At 64.0% G+C, this 18295-nt stretch carries 14 protein-coding genes; 3 read left to right on the forward strand and 11 right to left on the reverse strand.

Going from position 1 to position 18295, the window contains the following annotated elements; genetic code table 11:
- Positions 1 to 450 precede the first annotated feature (450 nt).
- Entirely contained in the window at positions 451 to 2640 is a 2190-nt protein-coding gene (locus LFT43_RS09845) for a bifunctional polysaccharide deacetylase/glycosyltransferase family 2 protein (protein WP_395802735.1), read from the forward strand.
- On the opposite strand, the gene LFT43_RS09850 is transcribed toward LFT43_RS09845, so the two are convergent.
- The 4 genes from LFT43_RS09850 to LFT43_RS09865 form a co-directional block, all read right to left on the reverse strand.
- Entirely contained in the window at positions 2626 to 3888 is a 1263-nt protein-coding gene (locus LFT43_RS09850) for a glycosyltransferase (RefSeq protein ID WP_395802737.1), read from the reverse strand. The two genes, LFT43_RS09845 and LFT43_RS09850, sit on opposite strands and share 15 nt — an antisense overlap.
- Positions 3889 to 4007: 119 nt before the next feature.
- Positions 4008 to 4379, reverse strand: coding sequence for a YegP family protein (locus LFT43_RS09855; RefSeq protein WP_395802739.1), 372 nt, complete (start codon positions 4377 to 4379; stop codon positions 4008 to 4010).
- A 197-nt stretch (positions 4380 to 4576) separates the two neighbouring features.
- Positions 4577 to 5440, reverse strand: a complete 864-nt coding sequence (locus LFT43_RS09860) for an HNH endonuclease (RefSeq protein WP_395802742.1) — start codon at positions 5438 to 5440, stop codon at positions 4577 to 4579.
- A gap of 32 nt (positions 5441 to 5472) precedes the next feature.
- On the reverse strand, positions 5473 to 5937 hold the full coding sequence (locus tag LFT43_RS09865) for a GatB/YqeY domain-containing protein (RefSeq protein ID WP_395802744.1): 465 nt from the start codon (positions 5935 to 5937) through the stop codon (positions 5473 to 5475).
- Positions 5938 to 6071: 134 nt separating this feature from the next.
- On the opposite strand from LFT43_RS09865, the gene LFT43_RS09870 reads away from it, so the two are divergent.
- On the forward strand, positions 6072 to 8573 hold the full coding sequence (locus tag LFT43_RS09870) for an ATP-dependent Clp protease ATP-binding subunit (RefSeq protein ID WP_395802747.1): 2502 nt from the start codon (positions 6072 to 6074) through the stop codon (positions 8571 to 8573).
- Positions 8574 to 8610: 37 nt separating this feature from the next.
- On the opposite strand, the gene LFT43_RS09875 is transcribed toward LFT43_RS09870, so the two are convergent.
- From LFT43_RS09875 to LFT43_RS09885, 3 genes are read right to left on the reverse strand one after another with little or no spacing between them, the layout of a single operon-like run.
- Positions 8611 to 9474 (reverse strand): SDR family oxidoreductase, encoded by an 864-nt coding sequence (locus LFT43_RS09875; protein ID WP_395802749.1) that lies wholly within the window; start codon positions 9472 to 9474, stop codon positions 8611 to 8613.
- 10 nt (positions 9475 to 9484) lie between these two features.
- Positions 9485 to 11602, reverse strand: coding sequence for an ATP-binding cassette domain-containing protein (locus tag LFT43_RS09880; protein ID WP_395802751.1), 2118 nt, complete (start codon positions 11600 to 11602; stop codon positions 9485 to 9487).
- A 7-nt stretch (positions 11603 to 11609) separates the two neighbouring features.
- On the reverse strand, positions 11610 to 12830 hold the full coding sequence (locus LFT43_RS09885) for a sugar ABC transporter substrate-binding protein (RefSeq protein WP_395802753.1): 1221 nt from the start codon (positions 12828 to 12830) through the stop codon (positions 11610 to 11612).
- 510 nt (positions 12831 to 13340) lie between these two features.
- Between LFT43_RS09885 and LFT43_RS09890 the strand changes: the two genes are divergently transcribed.
- The gene (locus LFT43_RS09890; RefSeq protein WP_268021756.1) at positions 13341 to 13703 is read left to right on the forward strand and encodes an SPW repeat protein; all 363 of its coding nucleotides are present in this window, start codon (positions 13341 to 13343) and stop codon (positions 13701 to 13703) included.
- Positions 13704 to 13850: 147 nt separating this feature from the next.
- Here the strand turns inward: LFT43_RS09890 and LFT43_RS09895 are convergent, their stop codons facing one another.
- The 4 genes from LFT43_RS09895 to LFT43_RS09910 form a co-directional block, all read right to left on the reverse strand.
- Positions 13851 to 14849 carry a zinc-dependent alcohol dehydrogenase family protein gene (locus LFT43_RS09895; RefSeq protein ID WP_395802756.1) on the reverse strand — a complete coding sequence of 333 codons (999 nt, stop codon included), beginning with the start codon at positions 14847 to 14849 and terminating at the stop codon, positions 13851 to 13853.
- Between the two features lie 17 nt (positions 14850 to 14866).
- The gene (locus tag LFT43_RS09900) at positions 14867 to 16735 is read right to left on the reverse strand and encodes a glycoside hydrolase family 15 protein (protein WP_395802758.1); all 1869 of its coding nucleotides are present in this window, start codon (positions 16733 to 16735) and stop codon (positions 14867 to 14869) included.
- A 114-nt stretch (positions 16736 to 16849) separates the two neighbouring features.
- Positions 16850 to 17905: a zinc-dependent alcohol dehydrogenase family protein gene (locus tag LFT43_RS09905; protein WP_395802760.1), complete on the reverse strand. Its 1056-nt coding sequence runs from the start codon at positions 17903 to 17905 to the stop codon at positions 16850 to 16852.
- A 123-nt stretch (positions 17906 to 18028) separates the two neighbouring features.
- A complete protein-coding gene (locus LFT43_RS09910) occupies positions 18029 to 18253 on the reverse strand; it encodes a hypothetical protein (protein ID WP_395802762.1) in 225 nt (74 codons plus the stop codon).
- Between the last annotated feature and the right edge of the window lie 42 nt (positions 18254 to 18295).

An 18295-nucleotide genomic window follows, 5' to 3' on the forward strand; every position in this document is an offset into this window, starting at 1 on the left:
TGGGCCGGTCTTTGTCGATGCCTCAGGCCGACGACTGCGTCGGGTTAAGCTGATCGGCCTCGGGGCACTCGGACTCGCGGCGGGGTATGTCGTCCTCCTGCTAGTCGCGCTTGTCGGAGGCCCCAACATCGCTGCGCCCTACCTGCCGCTGCCAGCGGCCCCGGTTGCCCGCGCGCTTCCATCAACCCCATCGGCACCCGATTCCAATGCGGCGGGACTTCCGGCTGCCGAACCTCGACCGGCTGTACCTGCAACAACAGCAGCCTTCCAGGCTCTGGTGGTTCCGGCCACGCCCGTTCCTGTGGCACCACCGATCAATGGTGCGTCCGCGCAGCACGCTGTCCCCATCGCTCCAGTCGCGACTCCCACGCCCAGCACGGCGCCAACCAGTTCTGGCAAAAGCGGGAACGCTCCCGGCCAGGCAACCCGCCCGTCCACGCCGGCGCACCCGTGACTGGGCGTCGCCTCACCAAGCGAACTGCTCCGGTTGGTGTCAGGGCACACTGGTTCATCCTTGTGGCCGTCCTGTTGGCGCTTGGTGTCGCACTTGTGGTGCAGGGTTATATGCACCATCTCGGCGGGATCGGCGATGACTCCGTGCCAGCGGACGGGCCCGCAAGTTCCGTCCCGAAGTCCGTCTCCCAGGGCGGTCCGGTCATCGATTCCCGTGGCGGGACTGTCCGCACCGTAAGTCCTCCGGATCGCACTCTCGCCCTGACGTTCGACGACGGCCCGGACCCCGTGTGGACTCCTCAGATCCTTGACGTCTTGCGGAAACATCACGTGCATGCGACGTTCTTCGTGGTTGGCTCGGCAGCGATCGACAACCCCGACCTCCTGCGCCGCATCGCCGCCGAAGGCCACGAGATCGGCGTTCACACGCTCACCCACACCGACCTCGGAAGCGCCCCGGCTTGGCGCCAGCAGCTCGAGGTGCAGGGAGGCCAGCAAGCGATCGCCGGCATCACTGGCCACGCCGCGACGCTCCTGCGGCCGCCGTACAGCTCTGAGAGTGACGCCGTCAGGGACGGCACATGGAGAGCGATGCGCGCCGCGTCGGATCAGGGCTACCTCACCGTGCTCACCACCAAGGACAGCGAGGATTGGCGGCGGCCCGGCATCGCCGCGATCGAGCGGAACCTGGCCCCGTCCGGCCCGCAGGGCCAGATCCTCTTGATGCACGACGGCGGTGGAGACCGGGACCAGACGGTCGCCGCGCTCGACTCCGCCCTGACGACGTTCGCGGACCAAGGCTTCCGGGTCACCACGGTGGGCGACGCCGTCGGGATCACGAGCATGCGCGACACCTCAGCGGGGGAGCAGCTCAGCGGAACGGCGTTCGTGTGGGGGATCCGGCTCAGCGATTTCGTCATCACCGCCATTTCGTGGGCTCTCGTTGCGGCGGGAATTGTCACGGTCATCCGTGCCGTCCTCGTCGTCGCCTTCGCGGCGCGCCATAGGCGAGCTGCGCGTCGCCTCCGGGCGGCTACCAGTGGCCGCCGGCGAATGGACGTGCCGGTGCGGCCCGAGATCACCGAGCCTGTCAGCGTGATTGTCCCCGCGTACAACGAATCGGCGGGCATCGAAGCCGCGGTCCGATCCATCGTCGCCTCGACCCATCCGGTTGAGATCATCGTGGTCGACGACGGGTCGACCGACGGGACTGCCGACATCGTGGAAGCGCTCGGGCTGCCGGGCGTCACTGTGATTCGGAAGGAGAACGGCGGTAAGCCGTCGGCCCTGAATGCCGGAATTGGTGCCGCCAGCCACGACCTTGTGGTGATGGTGGACGGCGACACAGTTTTCGAACCAGACACGGTTCACGCCCTCATTCAGCCTTTCGCCGATCCACGGGTGGGTGCGATTTCGGGGAACACCAAGGTCGCCAACCGGGGAGGGATCCTCGGCGCCTGGCAGCACATCGAGTACGTCGTCGGCTTTAATCTGGACCGCCGACTGTTCGACGTTGCGGAGTGCATGCCGACCGTTCCCGGGGCTATCGGTGCCTTCCGGCGCGACGCCCTCCACCGGGTTGGCGGAGTCAGCGACGACACGCTCGCCGAGGACACGGACCTGACCATGTCACTGTGCCGTGACGGTTGGCGCGTCGTGTACCAGGAGGACGCGAGGGCCTGGACCGAGGCACCCGCGAGCCTGGGCGCGCTTTGGAAGCAGCGGTACCGCTGGTGCTACGGCACGCTCCAGGCAATGTGGAAGCACCGCGGCGCGGTAGTTCAGGGTGGCCAGGCCGGCAAGCTCGGCCGGCGAGGGCTCGGCTACCTGCTGGTCCTCCAAGTGTTGCTTCCCTTGTTCGCGCCCATCGTCGATATCTTTGCCCTCTACGGCCTGGTGTTCCTTGATCCGGTCAGGATCGCGGCGCTCTGGCTGGTCTTCCTTCTCGTTCAATTCCTCATGGCCGCCTACGCGTTCCGGCTCGACAGTGAACGGCTTCGCCCGCTGTGGACGCTTCCACTCCAGCAGTTCGTGTATCGGCAGCTCATGTATCTCGTCGTCATCCAATCGGTGGTTACCGCCTTGGCAGGCGTGCACTTGCGGTGGCATCGAATGGAGAGGTACGGCAGCCTGCGCGTCCCTCCTGCAGGGCCCGTCGCGCCGGTCGGGAATTCACTGCGGCAGTAGTCTTTCCATTTCGTCGATGAGCCCGTTGACACCTGGCGAGGCGGCGATCGCGGCTCCGATCCGCCTACTGCCGGTCTGGTATCGTCCATCGCCCAAGATCTTGCGCACAGCGTTCCTGATGGCCGCCGGTGATGGCCGCCCTGTTTTGAGGTTGATTCCTACACCCGCCCATGCCACGCGGGCAGCCCCCTCCGGCTTGTCTTCAGTGTCGCCTGCGACGACTATGGGTACGCCGTTTTCCATCGCGTAGTGAAGACCTCCGTAACCTCCGTTGGTCACATAGACGGCAACCTTGGGCATGAGGTCGGCGTCCGGCAGGAACCCGGCAGCACGTGCGTTGGCCGGAAGCGGCGGCAGATCCTCCACGGGGCGGCGGCCGGCACTGACCACGACAAGCACGTCTTCTTGGGCAAGTGCTTGCAGTGTCGGCGCTATCAGCGCCGTGAAATCGGCATTCGACACCGTTCCTTGCGTCACATAGATCACGGGACGTGAGCTGTCCAGATCCTCCCACCACTCCGGCCTCGCCACGCCAGCCGCAGCGTGCCGGGACGTCGGCCCAAAGAATCGCAGGCTCTCTGGCGCATCTGACCGCGGGTACTCGAACTCAGCTACCGTGAACTGCGCGATGAGTTCGGCCCGTCGCGGCCAATCGAGCACGAACAACCCGTCCAATCCAACGCCCGTCAGCTCGCGCATCAGCGCATCGACCTGACGTTGGCTATCTCGCAACACGACATTTTCCACAAGCCAGTTCAGTCCCCTGTTTCTCATGCGGGCAACAGGCCCGCGCCCGGGCGAGAGCCCAAGTCCGAAGGGCGCACAATCCTGACTGGATAGGGTTGAAGGCAGTATGCCGCAGGCGATGACGGCGGGTCGGCTCTTGCGGGGCAGCCCGGAGAGGGCCCCCGCCCCAACGAAGGTGACCTCAGCGAGGACGACATCCGTCGGTTCGGCTGCTATCGCTGTTGATAGGGCGAGGAACTGGCCGGGAGCAGGATCGATCACGAGCGCGCGGACACCTTCACGCACCGCGGCGATGCCGGTGGTGGAACTGGGCGCCGGCGCAGAGGCCGCCCCGTCGCCCAGAGGCACGAATTCCGCTCCGCTTGCCCTGACGGCTTCCTCGTATGCGGGACCCGTCAGGAACCTCACGCGGTGCCCTCTGCCGATCAATTGCCGGGCCACGCCCAGCATGGGCGAAACGTGACCGTCATGCGGTCCGCTGCAAACGATCACTGATGCCATGCCTGGAGCTTAGGGGAGCGGCAACGGTGAGTCTATGGAGGAGGCAGAAAGATCTTGTGTGGACGAGGGAGCATGCAGATTGATAACCACCCCCGCAATTGCGGGTGTGCTCGCCGGGTCTACGCCTCAACCAACCCCACGCAAGCCGCCTCCACCCGTTCCGCGGTGTGCCAGGGCCGCACGGTTCGATCTCTCGCCGGCAGTGGATTGTGGCGCCGCGGCGGGACCGGAAGATGTGGAATCCCGGATGGGCTGGCTTGCTTTGCAGCGGGGGCCGGGGGCGTTGGTGAAGGTCCGCGCACGGGTACTTCCGGGCATAGATCGGTTATCAGGCCCATTCCGGCATACTCACGCACATCACTGATGCCGCACACCGCGGCGAGCTTATCGGGAAAGGACCTGGAGACCGCCACCACGGTTCCGTCCGGCGCTTTGAGTCTGAATCTGAAGCTCGTGTCCTCGTCGATGAAGACTTCAAACATTCCGGCCATGCGTATCCTCCTGAACAGCGGGCGGCTGGTGACGCCCGGTAGGTCTCGCCGGGTCCAGGACGCGCCGTCGCGCCCCGGACGTTTGGTCCGGCAAATGGATCATCTGACTCACAGCGTGTGATGCCCGCTACGCAGTGTGGTTAACCAAAATACGGGGAAGAACCGTGACTGGCTAGTGCATGGTGGGGGCGGGATGGTTAGCGTTGCTCGAGGATCCGGTGTGCGGCGTCCTGAGCGGCCAATGCCCTGTCGTCCACTACCTGGCCGGACAAGTGACCTGCAGCGGCGATGGCCCTGCGCAGCTCTGCCACCGTGCGTGGCGTGCCTACGCCGTGGTGTGCCATTGCGTGGCAGTTGGCGCACAGCGGTACGAGATCCGATACGGGATCCAGCCGGTAGCGGCTACCGAGTTGCGATGCGGGAACCACATGGTGGACCTGGATGAAGCCCTTGCCGATATCCCCGTACGTGACTTCGAAGGAGAAGCTGCACGCGGCACAAGACGTTCCGTGGAAAGCCAGGCAGATCCGGCGGGCTTCCGGGCTTCGCTCGTAGCGGTTCACCTCAACACGGCTGACGGCTTCGTCGGGGTAGGTTCCGGGAACGGTCTGGCTCGGATCGGACGCCGCTGGTCCGTGCTCGCGCCACAGGCGCTGAAGCTCGGGTTCCAGGCCTGCGGGGATGGCCCTTCCGGAACCGCGGACCCTGTTCCAGACCACACCGGGTGCTTCACTGGCGAGAACACTCGTCGGTATTTGGTCGCCGAGGGGAAGCAAGGCGTCGAAGGCGACGTTTACGTACCGCACCGTGCTGCCCGGATCGGAGGATTCTTGCGCCTCATAGGTTTCGGACATTACCACGCCATGCCCGATGAGCCCGCGCCCGTGTTGGCCCTGGCCCTGGAGGAGGAGCCACGCCTGTGTTCCGGGCTGGATGTCGCGGTGTCGCCCCACGCTCCACCGGTCAAGGAATCGACCCGTTTCGGTCACCTGATCGATCACGGCATCGTAGTTCCAAGCGTTCCAAAGCCTTGGATTCCACACCAAGATGATTGCGTCCATGGCTACTCCTCCCGGCCAAAACAGGTTCCGGTCTATGCCAGCCTGGTCCGGACGATGTCGCTGACCAACTTGCCGTCGAAGCGGCCAGCCACCTTGGCTGTGACCGGCTTCATCACTGCACCCATCTGCCTGATGGTGAGCTCCAGGCCATCAGCTTTCAAGGCAGCGATGGTTTCGTCGACGATTGCCTCGACTTCGGTTGTGGTCAACATCTTGGGCAAGTATGCCTCGATGACTTCTGCTTCGGCGATTTCCGCGGCGGCGCGCCCGGCTTCACCGGCTTCCGTGTAGATGCGGGCTGTGTCCCGGCGCTTGGCGGCTTCCTTTTGCAGCAGCGCCGTCACCTGGGTGTCGTCCAGTTCGATGGGTGTCTTGCCGGACTTCTCGCGCGTCTCGATCTCTCCAAGCACGTTGCGCACCGTGGTGAGCGCGGTTTTGTTGTGGTCCTTCATATGGACGACGACGTCAGCATGCAGGCGGTCCTTCAGGGTGCTCATTGCGATCCCCTCTCCTAAGTGGTTGCTTCCATTCTTCACGAATCCGGCCCTCTAATATTCTGCCCCGGCAAATGCCCCAAGAAGGCCTGCAGCGACGTAGCATCAAGGTAGGCGGCAGCCAGGAGTGTGGCGAAATGTTTGAGAGATTTACGGACCGTGCCCGTCGCGTTGTTGTGCTTGCCCAAGAAGAGGCACGCATGCTCAACCACAACTACATCGGTACCGAGCACATCCTCTTGGGCCTGATCCAAGAGGGTGAAGGCGTTGCCGCGAAGGCGCTTGAGTCCATGAGCATTTCGCTCGAGGGCGTCCGCGAGCAGGTACAGGAGATCATCGGCCAGGGTCGGCAGGCCCCATCCGGTCACATCCCCTTTACGCCGCGCGCCAAGAAGGTACTTGAGTTGGCACTGCGGGAGGCCCTGCAGCTCGGCCACAACTACATCGGTACCGAGCACATCCTGCTGGGCCTCATCCGTGAGGGCGAAGGGGTTGCCGCGCAGGTGCTTGTCAAGCTTGGCGCGGACCTCAACCGGGTCCGTCAGCAGGTCATCCAGCTGCTCTCCGGCTACCAGGGCAAGGAACCATCCGGCGCCAGCGCAGGTGCCGGACCGGCCCAGGCTGAGGTGCTCCCTGCCGGTTCGGTGGTACTGGACCAGTTCGGCCGCAACCTCACCCAGGCCGCGCGTGAAAACAAACTCGATCCGGTGATCGGCCGCGAGCTGGAGATGGAACGCGTCATGCAGGTCCTCTCCCGCCGCACGAAGAACAACCCCGTCCTGATCGGCGAGCCCGGCGTCGGCAAGACCGCGGTCGTCGAAGGCCTCGCCCAGGCGATCGTCCGCGGGGACGTCCCCGGCACCCTCAAGGACAAGCAGCTTTACACGCTCGACCTGGGCTCCGTTGTGGCGGGTTCCCGCTACCGCGGTGACTTCGAAGAGCGGCTGAAGAAGGTCCTCAAGGAAATCCGCACCCGCGGGGACATCCTTCTGTTCATTGACGAGATCCACACCTTGGTGGGCGCCGGTGCGGCCGAGGGTGCGATCGATGCCGCGTCGATCCTTAAGCCGTTGCTGGCAAGGGGCGAGCTCCAGACGATCGGTGCCACCACGCTGGATGAGTACCGCAAGCACATCGAGAAGGATGCCGCCCTGGAGCGCCGCTTCCAGCCGATCCAGGTCCAGGAACCCTCAGTCGCCCTCACTGTTGAGATCCTGAAAGGCCTGCGTGACCGCTACGAGGCGCACCACCGGGTGACCATCACCGACGGCGCGCTGGTCGCTGCAGCGAACCTTTCGGAGCGTTATGTCTCCGATCGTTTCCTACCGGACAAAGCGATCGATCTGATCGACGAAGCCGGTGCCCGGCTGCGCATTCGCCGTATGACCCCTCCGCCGGAACTGAAGGCCATGGATGAGCGCATCGCCGAGGTCAAGATGGAGAAGGAGTCGGCCATCGACGCTCAGGACTTCGAAGGCGCCGCCTCGCTACGCTCGAAGGAGCAGAATCTCGTCGCCGAGCGCAGAGACAAGGAACGCAAATGGAAGTCCGGCGGCATGGACGGCAGGTCAGAGGTCAACGAGGAATTGATTGCCGAGGTGCTGGCGAATTCCACCGGCATCCCGGTCTTCAAGCTGACAGAGGAAGAATCCAGCCGCCTGCTCAAGATGGAGGAGGAACTGCATAAGAGGGTCATCGGCCAGAATGAGGCGATCAGCTCGGTGTCGCGGGCGATCCGCCGCACCCGTGCAGGCCTCAAGGACCCCAAGCGTCCGGGCGGTTCGTTCATCTTCGCCGGCCCCACCGGCGTCGGCAAGACCGAACTCGCAAAGGCACTGGCCGAATTCCTCTTCGCCGACGAAGAGGCGCTCATTACGTTGGACATGTCCGAGTACTCGGAAAAGCACTCGGTCTCGAGGTTGTTCGGTGCGCCTCCGGGCTACGTTGGCTACGACGAGGGTGGCCAGCTGACCGAGAAGGTCCGCCGTCGTCCGTTCTCCGTGGTGCTGTTCGACGAAGTGGAGAAAGCGCACTCCGACCTCTTCAACTCGCTGCTGCAGATCCTCGAGGATGGCCGCCTGACGGATAGCCACGGCCGTGTGGTGGACTTCAAGAACACCGTGATCATCATGACCACGAACCTGGGAACCCGTGATATCTCCAAGAGCGTGGCGACCGGCTTCCAGTCCGGCACGGACACCACCACCGGCTACAACCGGATGCGGGCACGGGTGACCGAAGAGCTCAAGCAGCAATTCCGCCCCGAGTTCCTCAACCGGGTTGACGATGTCATCGTCTTCCCCCAGCTGAGCCAGGAGGAGATCATCGAGATCGTGGACTTGATGATAGGCCGCCTGGAGCAGCACTTGGCGGACAAGAACATGGGCATCGAACTCACAACCGCCGCCAAGGTGCTTCTGGCGACGCGTGGCTACAACCCGGCCATGGGTGCCCGGCCGCTGCGCCGCACCATTCAGCGCGAGATCGAGGACCAGCTCTCCGAGAAGATCCTCTTCGGAGAACTGCACCCGGGTGACATTGTGGTGGTTGACGTGGAAGGCGAGGGCGACGACGCCAAGTTCACGTTCGCCGGCAATGCGAAACCGCGCATCCCCGACGCACTGCCCGCCGCGAGTTAGCAGAAAACCGCGCCTCGCCGTCGTCGAGCCGGTTTAGTCAGACTGGATGTCCGAGGCTGGTGATCAGGCGGGCGACGGCGTCCTTGGCGGTTGGAGGTAGGCCGAACACTTCGCGTTGTCGCGAGGTATCGGCGACGTACCGGCCGCTCTGGAACCAGTCCATCATGGCCCCAAGGTCCTTTGCCATCGGGTTGATCGGGTTGAGGACCACCTGAACCTGTCTACCGAGCAGTTGGGCGGAGATATCAGCGATCTCCTGCATACTTACGGGCCGGTCCCAGCCGATGTCGATACGCTGCCCCTCGACCCCCGCTGCGTCGACTGCCGCCGCAAGGTAGCCCGCGAGGTCAGCGGTGAGAACGAAAGTCAGGGGAACGCTCGAAGACCCGAACCACGTGATCCGCCCTTCGCTGAAAGGGTCGCCGAAGCGAGTGATCTGGTCAAGGAATGCGCCCGGACGCAGTGCCACGAACGGGACCCCGAGTTCTTCGAGGCGATCTTCGGTTAGTTTCTTGTGCCAGAAGTGCGGAACATCCGGGGTCTGGTCGCAGGTGAGGATGCTCGTCAGGACGAATCTGCGAATGCCGGCGCGGCTTGCCGCATCAATAAGGTTGATGTTGCCCACGGTGTCGATGACGGCGCTGTCGCCCTTCCGGTGCCGGGTGTATCCAGCTGCGGAGGTAATCACAGCCTCAACGCCGTCCATGGCGCGCAGGAGCGACTCGGGCTCCATCATGTCGCCCCGGGCCGTCGTGGCACCAAGGGCTTCAAGGCGCGTTGCGTCCGACCCCACGCGGACCAGAGCACGGACTTGCTTCCCCCGCGCCAACAACCCGGACACCACCTGGCCACCCAGCATGCCGGTGCCGCCGACCACAAGCACGGGTCCGGAGTCAGTCATTGTTGGCTCCTTAAGTCCGGGAACGCCCGCGGCGGGCGACCGCGTCGATCGTCACCGCTGCGACCAGAACCAGGGCGGTGACTACGTATTTAGCCGGCGCGCTGTAGCCCTGCAGTCCCATGCCGTTATCGATCGTCGCGATCACCAGCCCGCCGAGCACTCCGTGGAGTACTTTGCCTCGCCCGCCGAACAGGCTTGTCCCGCCGATTACCGCTGCCGCCACGGCGTAAAGCACCAGTGTGCCGCCGTCGTACGACGTCGAGACGGAGCGGAGCCGCGACGCGTAGACGATTCCGCCGATACCTGCGGTGAAGGAAGCGAGCATGAAGGCGAGGGTGCGAATGCGCGCGAGGTTCACACCTCCCCGTCGTGCAGCCTCGGCGTTGCCGCCAATAGCGTAGACGTAGCGACCGAACCGGGTGCGCCCGAGCAGCAACGTCCAAGCGGCGAGGACTCCGAGCACCACGAGAAGCACCCACGGCACGCCGCTGATTTCGACCAGGGTGCCGCGGTCCGTATTACAGAGCCAGACGATGGCCACACCCGCGGCAAGCACTGCTGCGATCTTCAGGGCGCTCACGCTGGCGGGCGGTGCGACGAGTCCCGTGTTGCGACGGCGCGCGTCCCGCAGCCATGTCCAGGTGCTGAACGCTCCGACGACGACGAGCATGAGGATCCAGCTGGTGACCGGGCTGAGGTTGCCGCTGGCGATGTTGTTGATGATGGTGTCGTTGATGGGCACCACACCGCCACTGCCGAGGATGATGAGCATCACGCCGAGCCAGCCGAGCTGGCCGCCGAGAGTCACGACGAATGACGGTAGCCCAAGGCGCGTGATGATGGTTCCGTGCAATACCCCGATACCGGCGCAGCTAACCAACCCGACCGCGATGGCCGCCCACCACGGCCAGCCGGTCGACTCCTGGACGAGTTCGGCCATGATGACGCCGCCCACACCACCGACGTACCCGATTGACAGGTCGATTTCGCCGAGCAGGAGCACGAAGACCTGGCCCATCGCCAGCAGCATGAACACTGAACCCTGAATGAGCAGGTTCACCATGTTGCCGGGAGTCAGGAAGTTCGGGTTCAGCGATTGGAACAGCACAGAGATCAGCAACAGGCCCGCGAGCACCGGCAGCACTCCGCTCTCGCCGCCCCGCACCCGCGCCAGTGCAGCGCGGAAGTATTCAGGCAGAGACGTTGCCGTGATGTCGGGGTTCAACGCCAGTGCGGCCTTCCTCGCTGCGGCTGCGGTGGTCGGCTCGTCCTGGAGGGCAGCCGAGGTGGAGGGGAGCGGCCCCTTGACAGCGGGTAGCGGGCGTTTCGACGGCGTCGACGGCGCAAGTTCGGGCCTTGCCCGATCAGAGAACCCCGTGGTCATCAGGTCGACCACGATCTGCCGGTCCATTTCTGTGACGGGCCGAACTTCCACGAGACGCCCGAGCCTGAGCACGGCGATGCGGTCTGCAACCTCGAACACGTCGTTCATGTTGTGCGAGATGACGATGACCGCGACGCCACGGTCTGCGAGCTGGCGAATAAGGTGGAGGACAACCTCGGTCTGTGCGACGCCGAGAGCTGCCGTCGGTTCGTCCATAATGACGAGCTTCGAGTTCCACAGCACGGATTTCGCGATCGATACTGACTGGCGCTGCCCACCGGACAGCGATGCGACGGGCTGCCGGATGGAACGCACCGTGGTCACGGCCAGGCTGGCAAGCGTTTCCCTTGCCGTGATCTCCATGCTCTCCTCGTCGAGGAGAAAATGGCGCAGCCGCTCGCGGCCGAGGAACAGGTTCTGCACGATGTCGAGGTTGTCGCACAGGGCCAGGTCCTGATAGACGGTCTCGATGCCAAGCGCGGCGGCTTCGTGCGGCGAGTTCAACCGTACGGGCTTGCTTTCCCAAAACAGCTGGCCGTCGTCGGGGGCGTGAATGCCGGCGACGCACTTGATCAATACCGATTTGCCCGCGCCGTTGTCACCCGCGAGGGCGGTCACCTTCCCGATCGGCACCTCAAGGGTGATGTCGACCAGTGCCTGCACCGGCCCGAAATTCTTGTCGATGCCCGCCAGGCGAAGCAGAGGCCCGGCGTCAACGGGGTCCGGGACTTCCAACTCGCTCATGCTCCAACTACTGGATTCCTGCCGCGGCGCAAGCGTCCTTCACCTGCGAGATGCAGAGCGAGGAGACCGTCACAGCGCCGTCCTTGACCACCGTGTCGGCCATGTTTTTCGTGGTCACCCACAGCGGGGTCAGCAGAACCGAGGCGACGTCGGTCTTCGCGGTGTCGTCCGTGGTCTTGCCATTCACCAGGGTTGAGGGAATGTTCATGCCGGCCCGCAGATAGAGTGCCGCCGCCGCGGCTGCCTGGGCTTCAAAATAGATCGGCTTGTACACCGTTCCGCACTGGTAGCCCTTCAGGATGTTCTGCAACCCGGACAGGGACGCATCCTGTCCCGTGGTAGGGAAGGTCTTGGCGGGGATTTGCTTGCTCTGCAAGTACGAAATCACCGCGTTGGCGTTGTCATCGTTGGGCGTAACCACCGCATTGATGTTCGAGTGTGCGGTGTACTGCTGGGCGAATGTCGTCTGCGCTACGGATGGGGTCCACGTTCCGGCAGGCTCGCCTACGTTCACGTATTCGCCACTGTCGAAGTGCGGCTTGAGTACGCCGTTGTAGCCTTCGGCGAACAGTTTCGCGTTGTTATCGGTCGGGTCGCCATCCATGATCAGGATGTTCGGCTTGGTGACTTTCCAGTCTGCGAGGCAACTGATTTCGCCTTGGCCGATCAGTTGACCAACCTTGACGTTGTCAAAACTGACGTAGGTGCGATCCTTCGCACCGCCTTTCACGAGCCGGTCATAGTCGATCACCTTGACGCCTCGCGAGCTGGCGGTCGCCTCGATGGCCGCGCCTGAACCGGAGTCCAGGGCATCTACCAGCAGAACGGATGCCCCAGCCGTGATGTCAGCCTCGGCCTGCGTCTGCATGGTGCTTGCGCTGCCCTGCGCGTTGTCGATCTTGAACTTGCTGGCGTCGAGTCCCGCGGCTTCGAATGCCTTCTTCAGGTACGGGGCATCGAACGTGACGTATCGCGCCGAGGTGGTGGTATCCGGCAGCAGTACGCCGACCATGCCCTTGCCCTGTGAAGCGAGCGACGTGAGTTGCTTCATCGCTGAGAAGTCCGCCGTGAACGCATCCGCAGAGATCTGCGGTACGGCTCCGCCGGAACTCGTGGCGCTTGGCGAAGGCGATGTGCTCGTGCTCGAGCATGCGGCAAGTGCCGTGATAGCGAGGGTTGCAATGAAGGCGGTTCCGGCGCCTCGTGCCGGGACCTTCATGTTTAACATTTCTTTCCTTCCGTTGGTTGCGACTGCAGGCGACCTGGCGGGGTCGGGCCGGAACCTGGGCGTTGGCGCCGGACGCAGGTCCACGCCGGAGGCCACGGCGGTTCTCACCAACGGACGTCGATAAGTCAGCGCCAAACTGACTGGCGACTTTACGACCAGCGACTCGATATCACGGGGTCCTCCCTGGACGAACATGCCGGCGACGCCGGGCATGTTCGTCGATGTTGCTCTATGACTACGTTGTAGACCGGAAGTCTGCTCTTAGCAAGGCTTAGTGCGCCGCGGGAATTCGACGACGGCGATTCCGGGAAGGAGTGGCGGGCGGATTTTGTTACATCAATACCGGAGCGGCGATGCCAGCGGGACCGTGGGGTCGGCTTAGGGCGTTCGGCTGGTCATCGCGGCACCCGGTGGCGGTGCCTCGTGGGAGGTCACCGTCAACAAGTGAAGCCTTTTGGGGTGCCGTCCGAGGTGTCCTGGGGCGCAATCCACATCACAGAGGTGGTTTCAATGAAGAAATGGACGCGATGGCAGGATTGGGTCACGGTTATTGCCGGTCTCTATGCTGCTCTATCGGTCATCTGGACCACGGCGGCCGGTTCGTCGGCTGCCCTGATGGTCGTGTTCGGCGCGTTGCTGATCATCAGCGGCGTCATCAATCTGGCCATGCCCGGAACGCCGGTCATGGAGTGGGTCCAGGCAGGCTTGGGCGCCTTGCTCTTCCTTTCTCCGTGGATGGGTTCCTACGCTATGCAAGGTGGCGTCGCCTGGACGTCCTGGATCACCGGCCTGGTGGCGCTTGTCGTCACCGCGACGGCGATCAAGCCGAGCACCGAGGAACACCGCCATCACATGGTCAGCCCTTCGCACTGAAGTGCTGAAACCCTGAACAGCTGAAACCCTGAACAGCTGCAACACCTAAACAGTGGAACATCGGCCGGCGGGACCTCAACCGGACCCGCCGGCCGCTTGGCCTTGCTCATGCAGCCGCACGCATAATCCCGGGGTTAGATCCACAGCTCAGGCCTTCAGGACGGCAGCCCCGGTAATACGGTCCCCGGCCAGGTCCTGCAGGGCCCGATCGGCTTTCGCCAAAGGGTATGCCGTTGTGGTGGGAGTGAGGGGAATCTCTGCCGCCAGCGACCAAAATTCCTTACCGTCCGAGCGGGTATTGGCGGTAACACTGCGGAGCTGCCGCTCATAGAAGAGGTCGGCGGAATAGTTCAAGGACGGTATGTCGCTCAGGTGGATGCCTGCAATCGCGAGGGTCCCGCCCCGGCCGAGCGCTCTCAGTGCCACCGGGACGAGGTCCCCAACGGGGGCGAAAAGTATCGCCGAGTCGAGTGGGTCCGGCGGGGAATCGTAGGAGTCGCCGACGAACACAGCTCCGAGTTGGCGCGCCAGGGAACGGGCCGATTCCGAGCGTGTCATCACGTAGACGGATGCACTTTGGTGGCGTGCCATTTGCGCTGTGAGGTGCGCTGAACCTCCGAAACCATAGATGCCCAGCCGGCCGCCCGGCGGGACGGCGGCGCGTTTGAGTGCGCGGTAGCCGATGATGCCCGAGCACAATAGCGGTGCCGCTTGCTCGTCTGAAAATTGCTCCGGAATGGCATAGGCGAAATCCTCCGCCACAGTCAGCTTCTCCGCATAGCCGCCGTCCCTATCCCATCCGGTGAACGTGGGGGAGAGGCAGAGATTCTCTTCGCCACGCTGGCAATATTGGCACTTCCCGCATGTTCCTCCGAGCCAGGCCACCCCGACCCTGTCACCCGGATGGAACCTCACGCACCCTTCGCCCGCGTCAATGACTATTCCCACCACTTCATGGCCGGGAATAACGTCCGGCATCCGCGGCGCGAGGTCTCCCTCGGCCAGATGGAGATCTGTCCGGCAGACCCCGCTGGTCCGGACACTGACGAGTAGCTCCCGTCGCCCCGGTTCCGGATCGGGCCTTTCGCCCCAAACAAGCGGGCCCGTCGCGATCGGACCGGGTGAATGCACCCACCATGCACGCATTTTGCGTTGCCTCGAAGCTAGGTCTGATTCTCCGCGGTGGAACCGGCGTTGGCGGCCCGCCGCTCCGCTTTCAGCAGACGAAGGCCGCTGGCCAGTACGCCCACATGACTGAACGCTTGCGGGAAGTTCCCGAGGAACTCTCCCGTGTCCGGGTGGATCTGCTCGGGTAGCAGGCCAAGTGGATTCGCCCGGCTGCAGAGCGACTCGTAGAGTTCGTGGGCCTCGTCAACGCGGCCCTGCCCGGCTAGGTTATCCACCAGCCAGAAGCTGCAGAGCAAGAAGGCGCCCTCGCTTCCCGGCAGCCCGTCGGGGGAAATCTCTGGCAAGTAGCGGAACAAGAGTCCGTTGCCGGCGTCGAGCTCGGTGGCAATAGCTTTTGTGGTGGCGACCATCCTCGGATCGTCGAAATCAATAACGTTGCGGACAGGAAGGGTCAGCAACGACGCGTCCAGGCCGCCACTGCCGCCCAAATTTTCAGTGAAAGTGCGACGCCGTGGGTCCCAGGATTGAGTCAGGGCAGCCTGCCGGATTTGGCGCGCGGTTGCCTCCCAACGGCGCTTGGGATAAGGAAGTCCGTCCCGGCTCGCGATCTGGATGGCCCTGTCGATCGCGACGTAACACAGTGCCGCGGAATAGGTGAAGGGACGGCTTTTATCGCGGATCTCCCAAGGACCAGAGTCCGGGACCCGCCATTTCTTGATCGCCATTTCCACGATGGGCACCAGCGCGGCCCAGAGCCGCTCGTCGACCCGCCTGCCGCTGCCCGACCACTGGTAGGCGATATCAATTATTTCGCCGTAAACGTCGTGCTGGAGTTGGTGGCTGGCCCCGTTGCCCCACCTGACCGGGGCTGATCCCCGGTATCCCCGCAAATGTGGATCCTCCACCTCATCAGGTGGCTGGGACCCGTCGAGAGCGTACATGACGTGAGGGACGCCGTCCCGTTCGACATTGGTCAGGACCCAGGCAAGGAATACGTCCGCATCGCTTGGGTCGCCAATGCGCCTGAATACGTAGTTGGAGAAGGACGCGTCGCGCACCCACGTGTACCGGTAGTCCCAGTTCCGCGAAGTACCCGGCCACTCTGGCAGGGAGGATGTGGCGGCAGCCAGGATGGCGCCTGTTTCAGCATGATCCAACATCTTCAGCGTCAAGGCCGACCGTTTCATCAACTCAGCTTGGGAGCCTTCGCAGTCCAAACTTGACGCCCAGCGGCGCCAGGCATAAACGGTCTGGTCAATGAGCTTCTTGCTCTCCGGGTGCTGGCGGAGCCGGAACCGCCCCGACCAGTGCAGGACCATGGTCAGTGTTTCTCCCGCACGAAGCGTCAATTCGGCAGACAGGCCTCGCCCATCAGGCACGAGCTCAACCGAGGACCAAAGGTAGACCTCCTGGACTCCGTCTTGCCGCCAATCAAACCGCCAGCCCGTGGCCAGGGCGTCAAAGGTCACACCGGCCTTCGGTATCAGGCTGACCCGGAGCGGGACGTCTCCGCCCACGGCCCGGGCGTGCCGAAGGAGCTCGCAACGACCTGCCGGTACCGGCTCCGAGAGGTCGGCGCCGGCGCGCAAGGTGAGTCCGTCCGTCACTTGGAGCACGCCACGGTCGGACAGGAGGGACGTCACCAGCACGCAGGAGTCCTCGGTGTAGCGCTGGAAGGATGCCACCGTGTGAACCGGTGCTATTTCGAAACGACCCCCGGACTCGGCGTCGAGAATTCCTGCCAGGAACGGGGGACTGTCGAACTCGGGCAGGCAGAGCCACGTGATTGCCCCGTCCCGCCCTACAAGGGCGCACGTGGAGCCGTCGCCGATGAGTCCATGATCCTCGATGGGTAAATATCCACCCTGGTTAACCACCGCGCGCGCATGGGCAGCAGTGATCATGACTGCTCACTCCTTTGGGTTCATCCAGCCTTGTATATGGATTCTCCCGCCGTTCCCGTGCGTGCGCCACAGCCCTGACAATCAGCAGGAATCTGCGGGTGCAAGCCATGCCGATCAGGGGGTCAGAAGAACCTTGATGGCGCGCCGTTCATCCATGGCGCGGTAAGCCTCGGGTGCTTCCTCGAGCGGCATCACCGTGTCGAAGACCCGGCCCGGATTGATCGTGCCGTCGAGTACGTCCACGAGCAGTTCCGGGATGTACGTGCGGGCCGGGGCCATTCCGCCTGCAATCGAGATGTTCGTGTCGAACAGGTACCGCAGCGGGGCTTCGGCGCCGCCTGTCGGGACACCAACGAAGCCGAGGGCGCCGCCCGGGCGGACACTGTGCAGTGCCTGTTCCATGGATTCCTTGGTCCCGACGCACTCCAGCACCGAGTCCGCCAGGACGCCTCCCAGCAACTCGCGGACCTTGGCGACGCCGTCCTCGCCACGCTCGGCGACGATGTCCGTAGCCCCGAACTCGCGGGCAATTGCCTGGCGGTCGGCGTGCCGGGACATGGCGATGATTCGTTCGGCTCCGAGCCGCTTCGCTGCGAGCACGCCGCAAAGCCCTACTGCGCCGTCGCCGACGACGACGACCGTCCTGCCGGGACCCACCTTCGCCGCGAGGGCGGCGTGGTGGCCGGTGGCCATAACATCGGACAGCGTCAGCAAGCTGGCGCGGAGGGCGTCGTCGGGCGCCGTGACGCCGGGAACCTTGACGAGGGTGGAGTCCGCCAGTGGTACCCGGACCGCTTGGCCCTGGCCGCCGTCGATCGCGTGCCCGCTGTCATCTTTGCCGCCCCAACCGGCCAAATGATCGCAGGCCACCGTGACGCCGTACAAGCATTGCGGGCACGCCCCGCAGCTGACCACGAACGGGGCGATCACGAAGTCGCCCACCGCCAGGGTGGCGACATCCTCGCCGATGCTTTCCACCGTGCCGATGAATTCATGCCCGATGGCGGAAGGCTTGTTCGTGGGCTTGACGCCGCGGTACGGCCACAGATCCGATCCACAGACGCAGGAGGCGGTGACCTTCACGACGACGTCGGTGGGCAGCTGGACCGTTGGGTAGTTACGGTCTTCAACACGGATGTCGCCGGGGCCGTGGATGATGGTGGCGCGCATGCGGCTCCTCAAATGGTGGTTGGTGGGCTTGAATCGAGTCTATCCCCGGGACGGCAGTGGACCCGTCCGGCGGTTGAGGTCACCCACGCCTGGCTTCGCGACCGCCGCCTCCGTAACCGGTCGTTACATCAGCCACTGAACCGTGACGTTCATGGCGAGCAAGGCATTTGTCAGGGGTGCAAGTATCAAATCGTCGGCCTCCATGCGCCGTAGCGTCTCCAGGAATTCATCCAGCTGAAGGGGAGTGAACCCGCCGTCGCGGAGTTGCTGGATAGCAACGTCGATATTCTCATTCCGGGTGTTGCTGAACCGCGGATTTACCTCTGGCTGTACCGGTTCCGAATCCATGACTTTTTGTCGCCCCAATGTTTCCACGCGCGTAGGACGCCC

It is taken from the genome of Arthrobacter sp. FW306-04-A (assembly GCF_044358315.1).
Taxonomy (GTDB): Bacteria; Actinomycetota; Actinomycetes; order Actinomycetales; family Micrococcaceae; genus Arthrobacter.

Bases quoted from the DNA above. Each gene is read 5' to 3' on its own strand.
- LFT43_RS09850 (WP_395802737.1), bottom strand. From the start codon at position 3,888: ATGGCATCAGTGATCGTTTGCAGCGGACCGCATGACGGTCACGTTTCG.
- LFT43_RS09855 (WP_395802739.1), bottom strand. From the start codon at position 4,379: ATGGCCGGAATGTTTGAAGTCTTCATCGACGAGGACACGAGCTTCAGA.
- LFT43_RS09860 (WP_395802742.1), bottom strand. From the start codon at position 5,440: ATGGACGCAATCATCTTGGTGTGGAATCCAAGGCTTTGGAACGCTTGG.
- LFT43_RS09865 (WP_395802744.1), bottom strand. From the start codon at position 5,937: ATGAGCACCCTGAAGGACCGCCTGCATGCTGACGTCGTCGTCCATATG.
- LFT43_RS09870 (WP_395802747.1), top strand. From the start codon at position 6,072: ATGTTTGAGAGATTTACGGACCGTGCCCGTCGCGTTGTTGTGCTTGCC.
- LFT43_RS09875 (WP_395802749.1), bottom strand. From the start codon at position 9,474: ATGACTGACTCCGGACCCGTGCTTGTGGTCGGCGGCACCGGCATGCTG.
- LFT43_RS09880 (WP_395802751.1), bottom strand. From the start codon at position 11,602: ATGAGCGAGTTGGAAGTCCCGGACCCCGTTGACGCCGGGCCTCTGCTT.
- LFT43_RS09885 (WP_395802753.1), bottom strand. From the start codon at position 12,830: ATGTTAAACATGAAGGTCCCGGCACGAGGCGCCGGAACCGCCTTCATT.
- LFT43_RS09890 (WP_268021756.1), top strand. From the start codon at position 13,341: ATGAAGAAATGGACGCGATGGCAGGATTGGGTCACGGTTATTGCCGGT.
- LFT43_RS09895 (WP_395802756.1), bottom strand. From the start codon at position 14,849: ATGCGTGCATGGTGGGTGCATTCACCCGGTCCGATCGCGACGGGCCCG.
- LFT43_RS09900 (WP_395802758.1), bottom strand. From the start codon at position 16,735: ATGATCACTGCTGCCCATGCGCGCGCGGTGGTTAACCAGGGTGGATAT.
- LFT43_RS09905 (WP_395802760.1), bottom strand. From the start codon at position 17,905: ATGCGCGCCACCATCATCCACGGCCCCGGCGACATCCGTGTTGAAGAC.
- LFT43_RS09910 (WP_395802762.1), bottom strand. From the start codon at position 18,253: ATGGATTCGGAACCGGTACAGCCAGAGGTAAATCCGCGGTTCAGCAAC.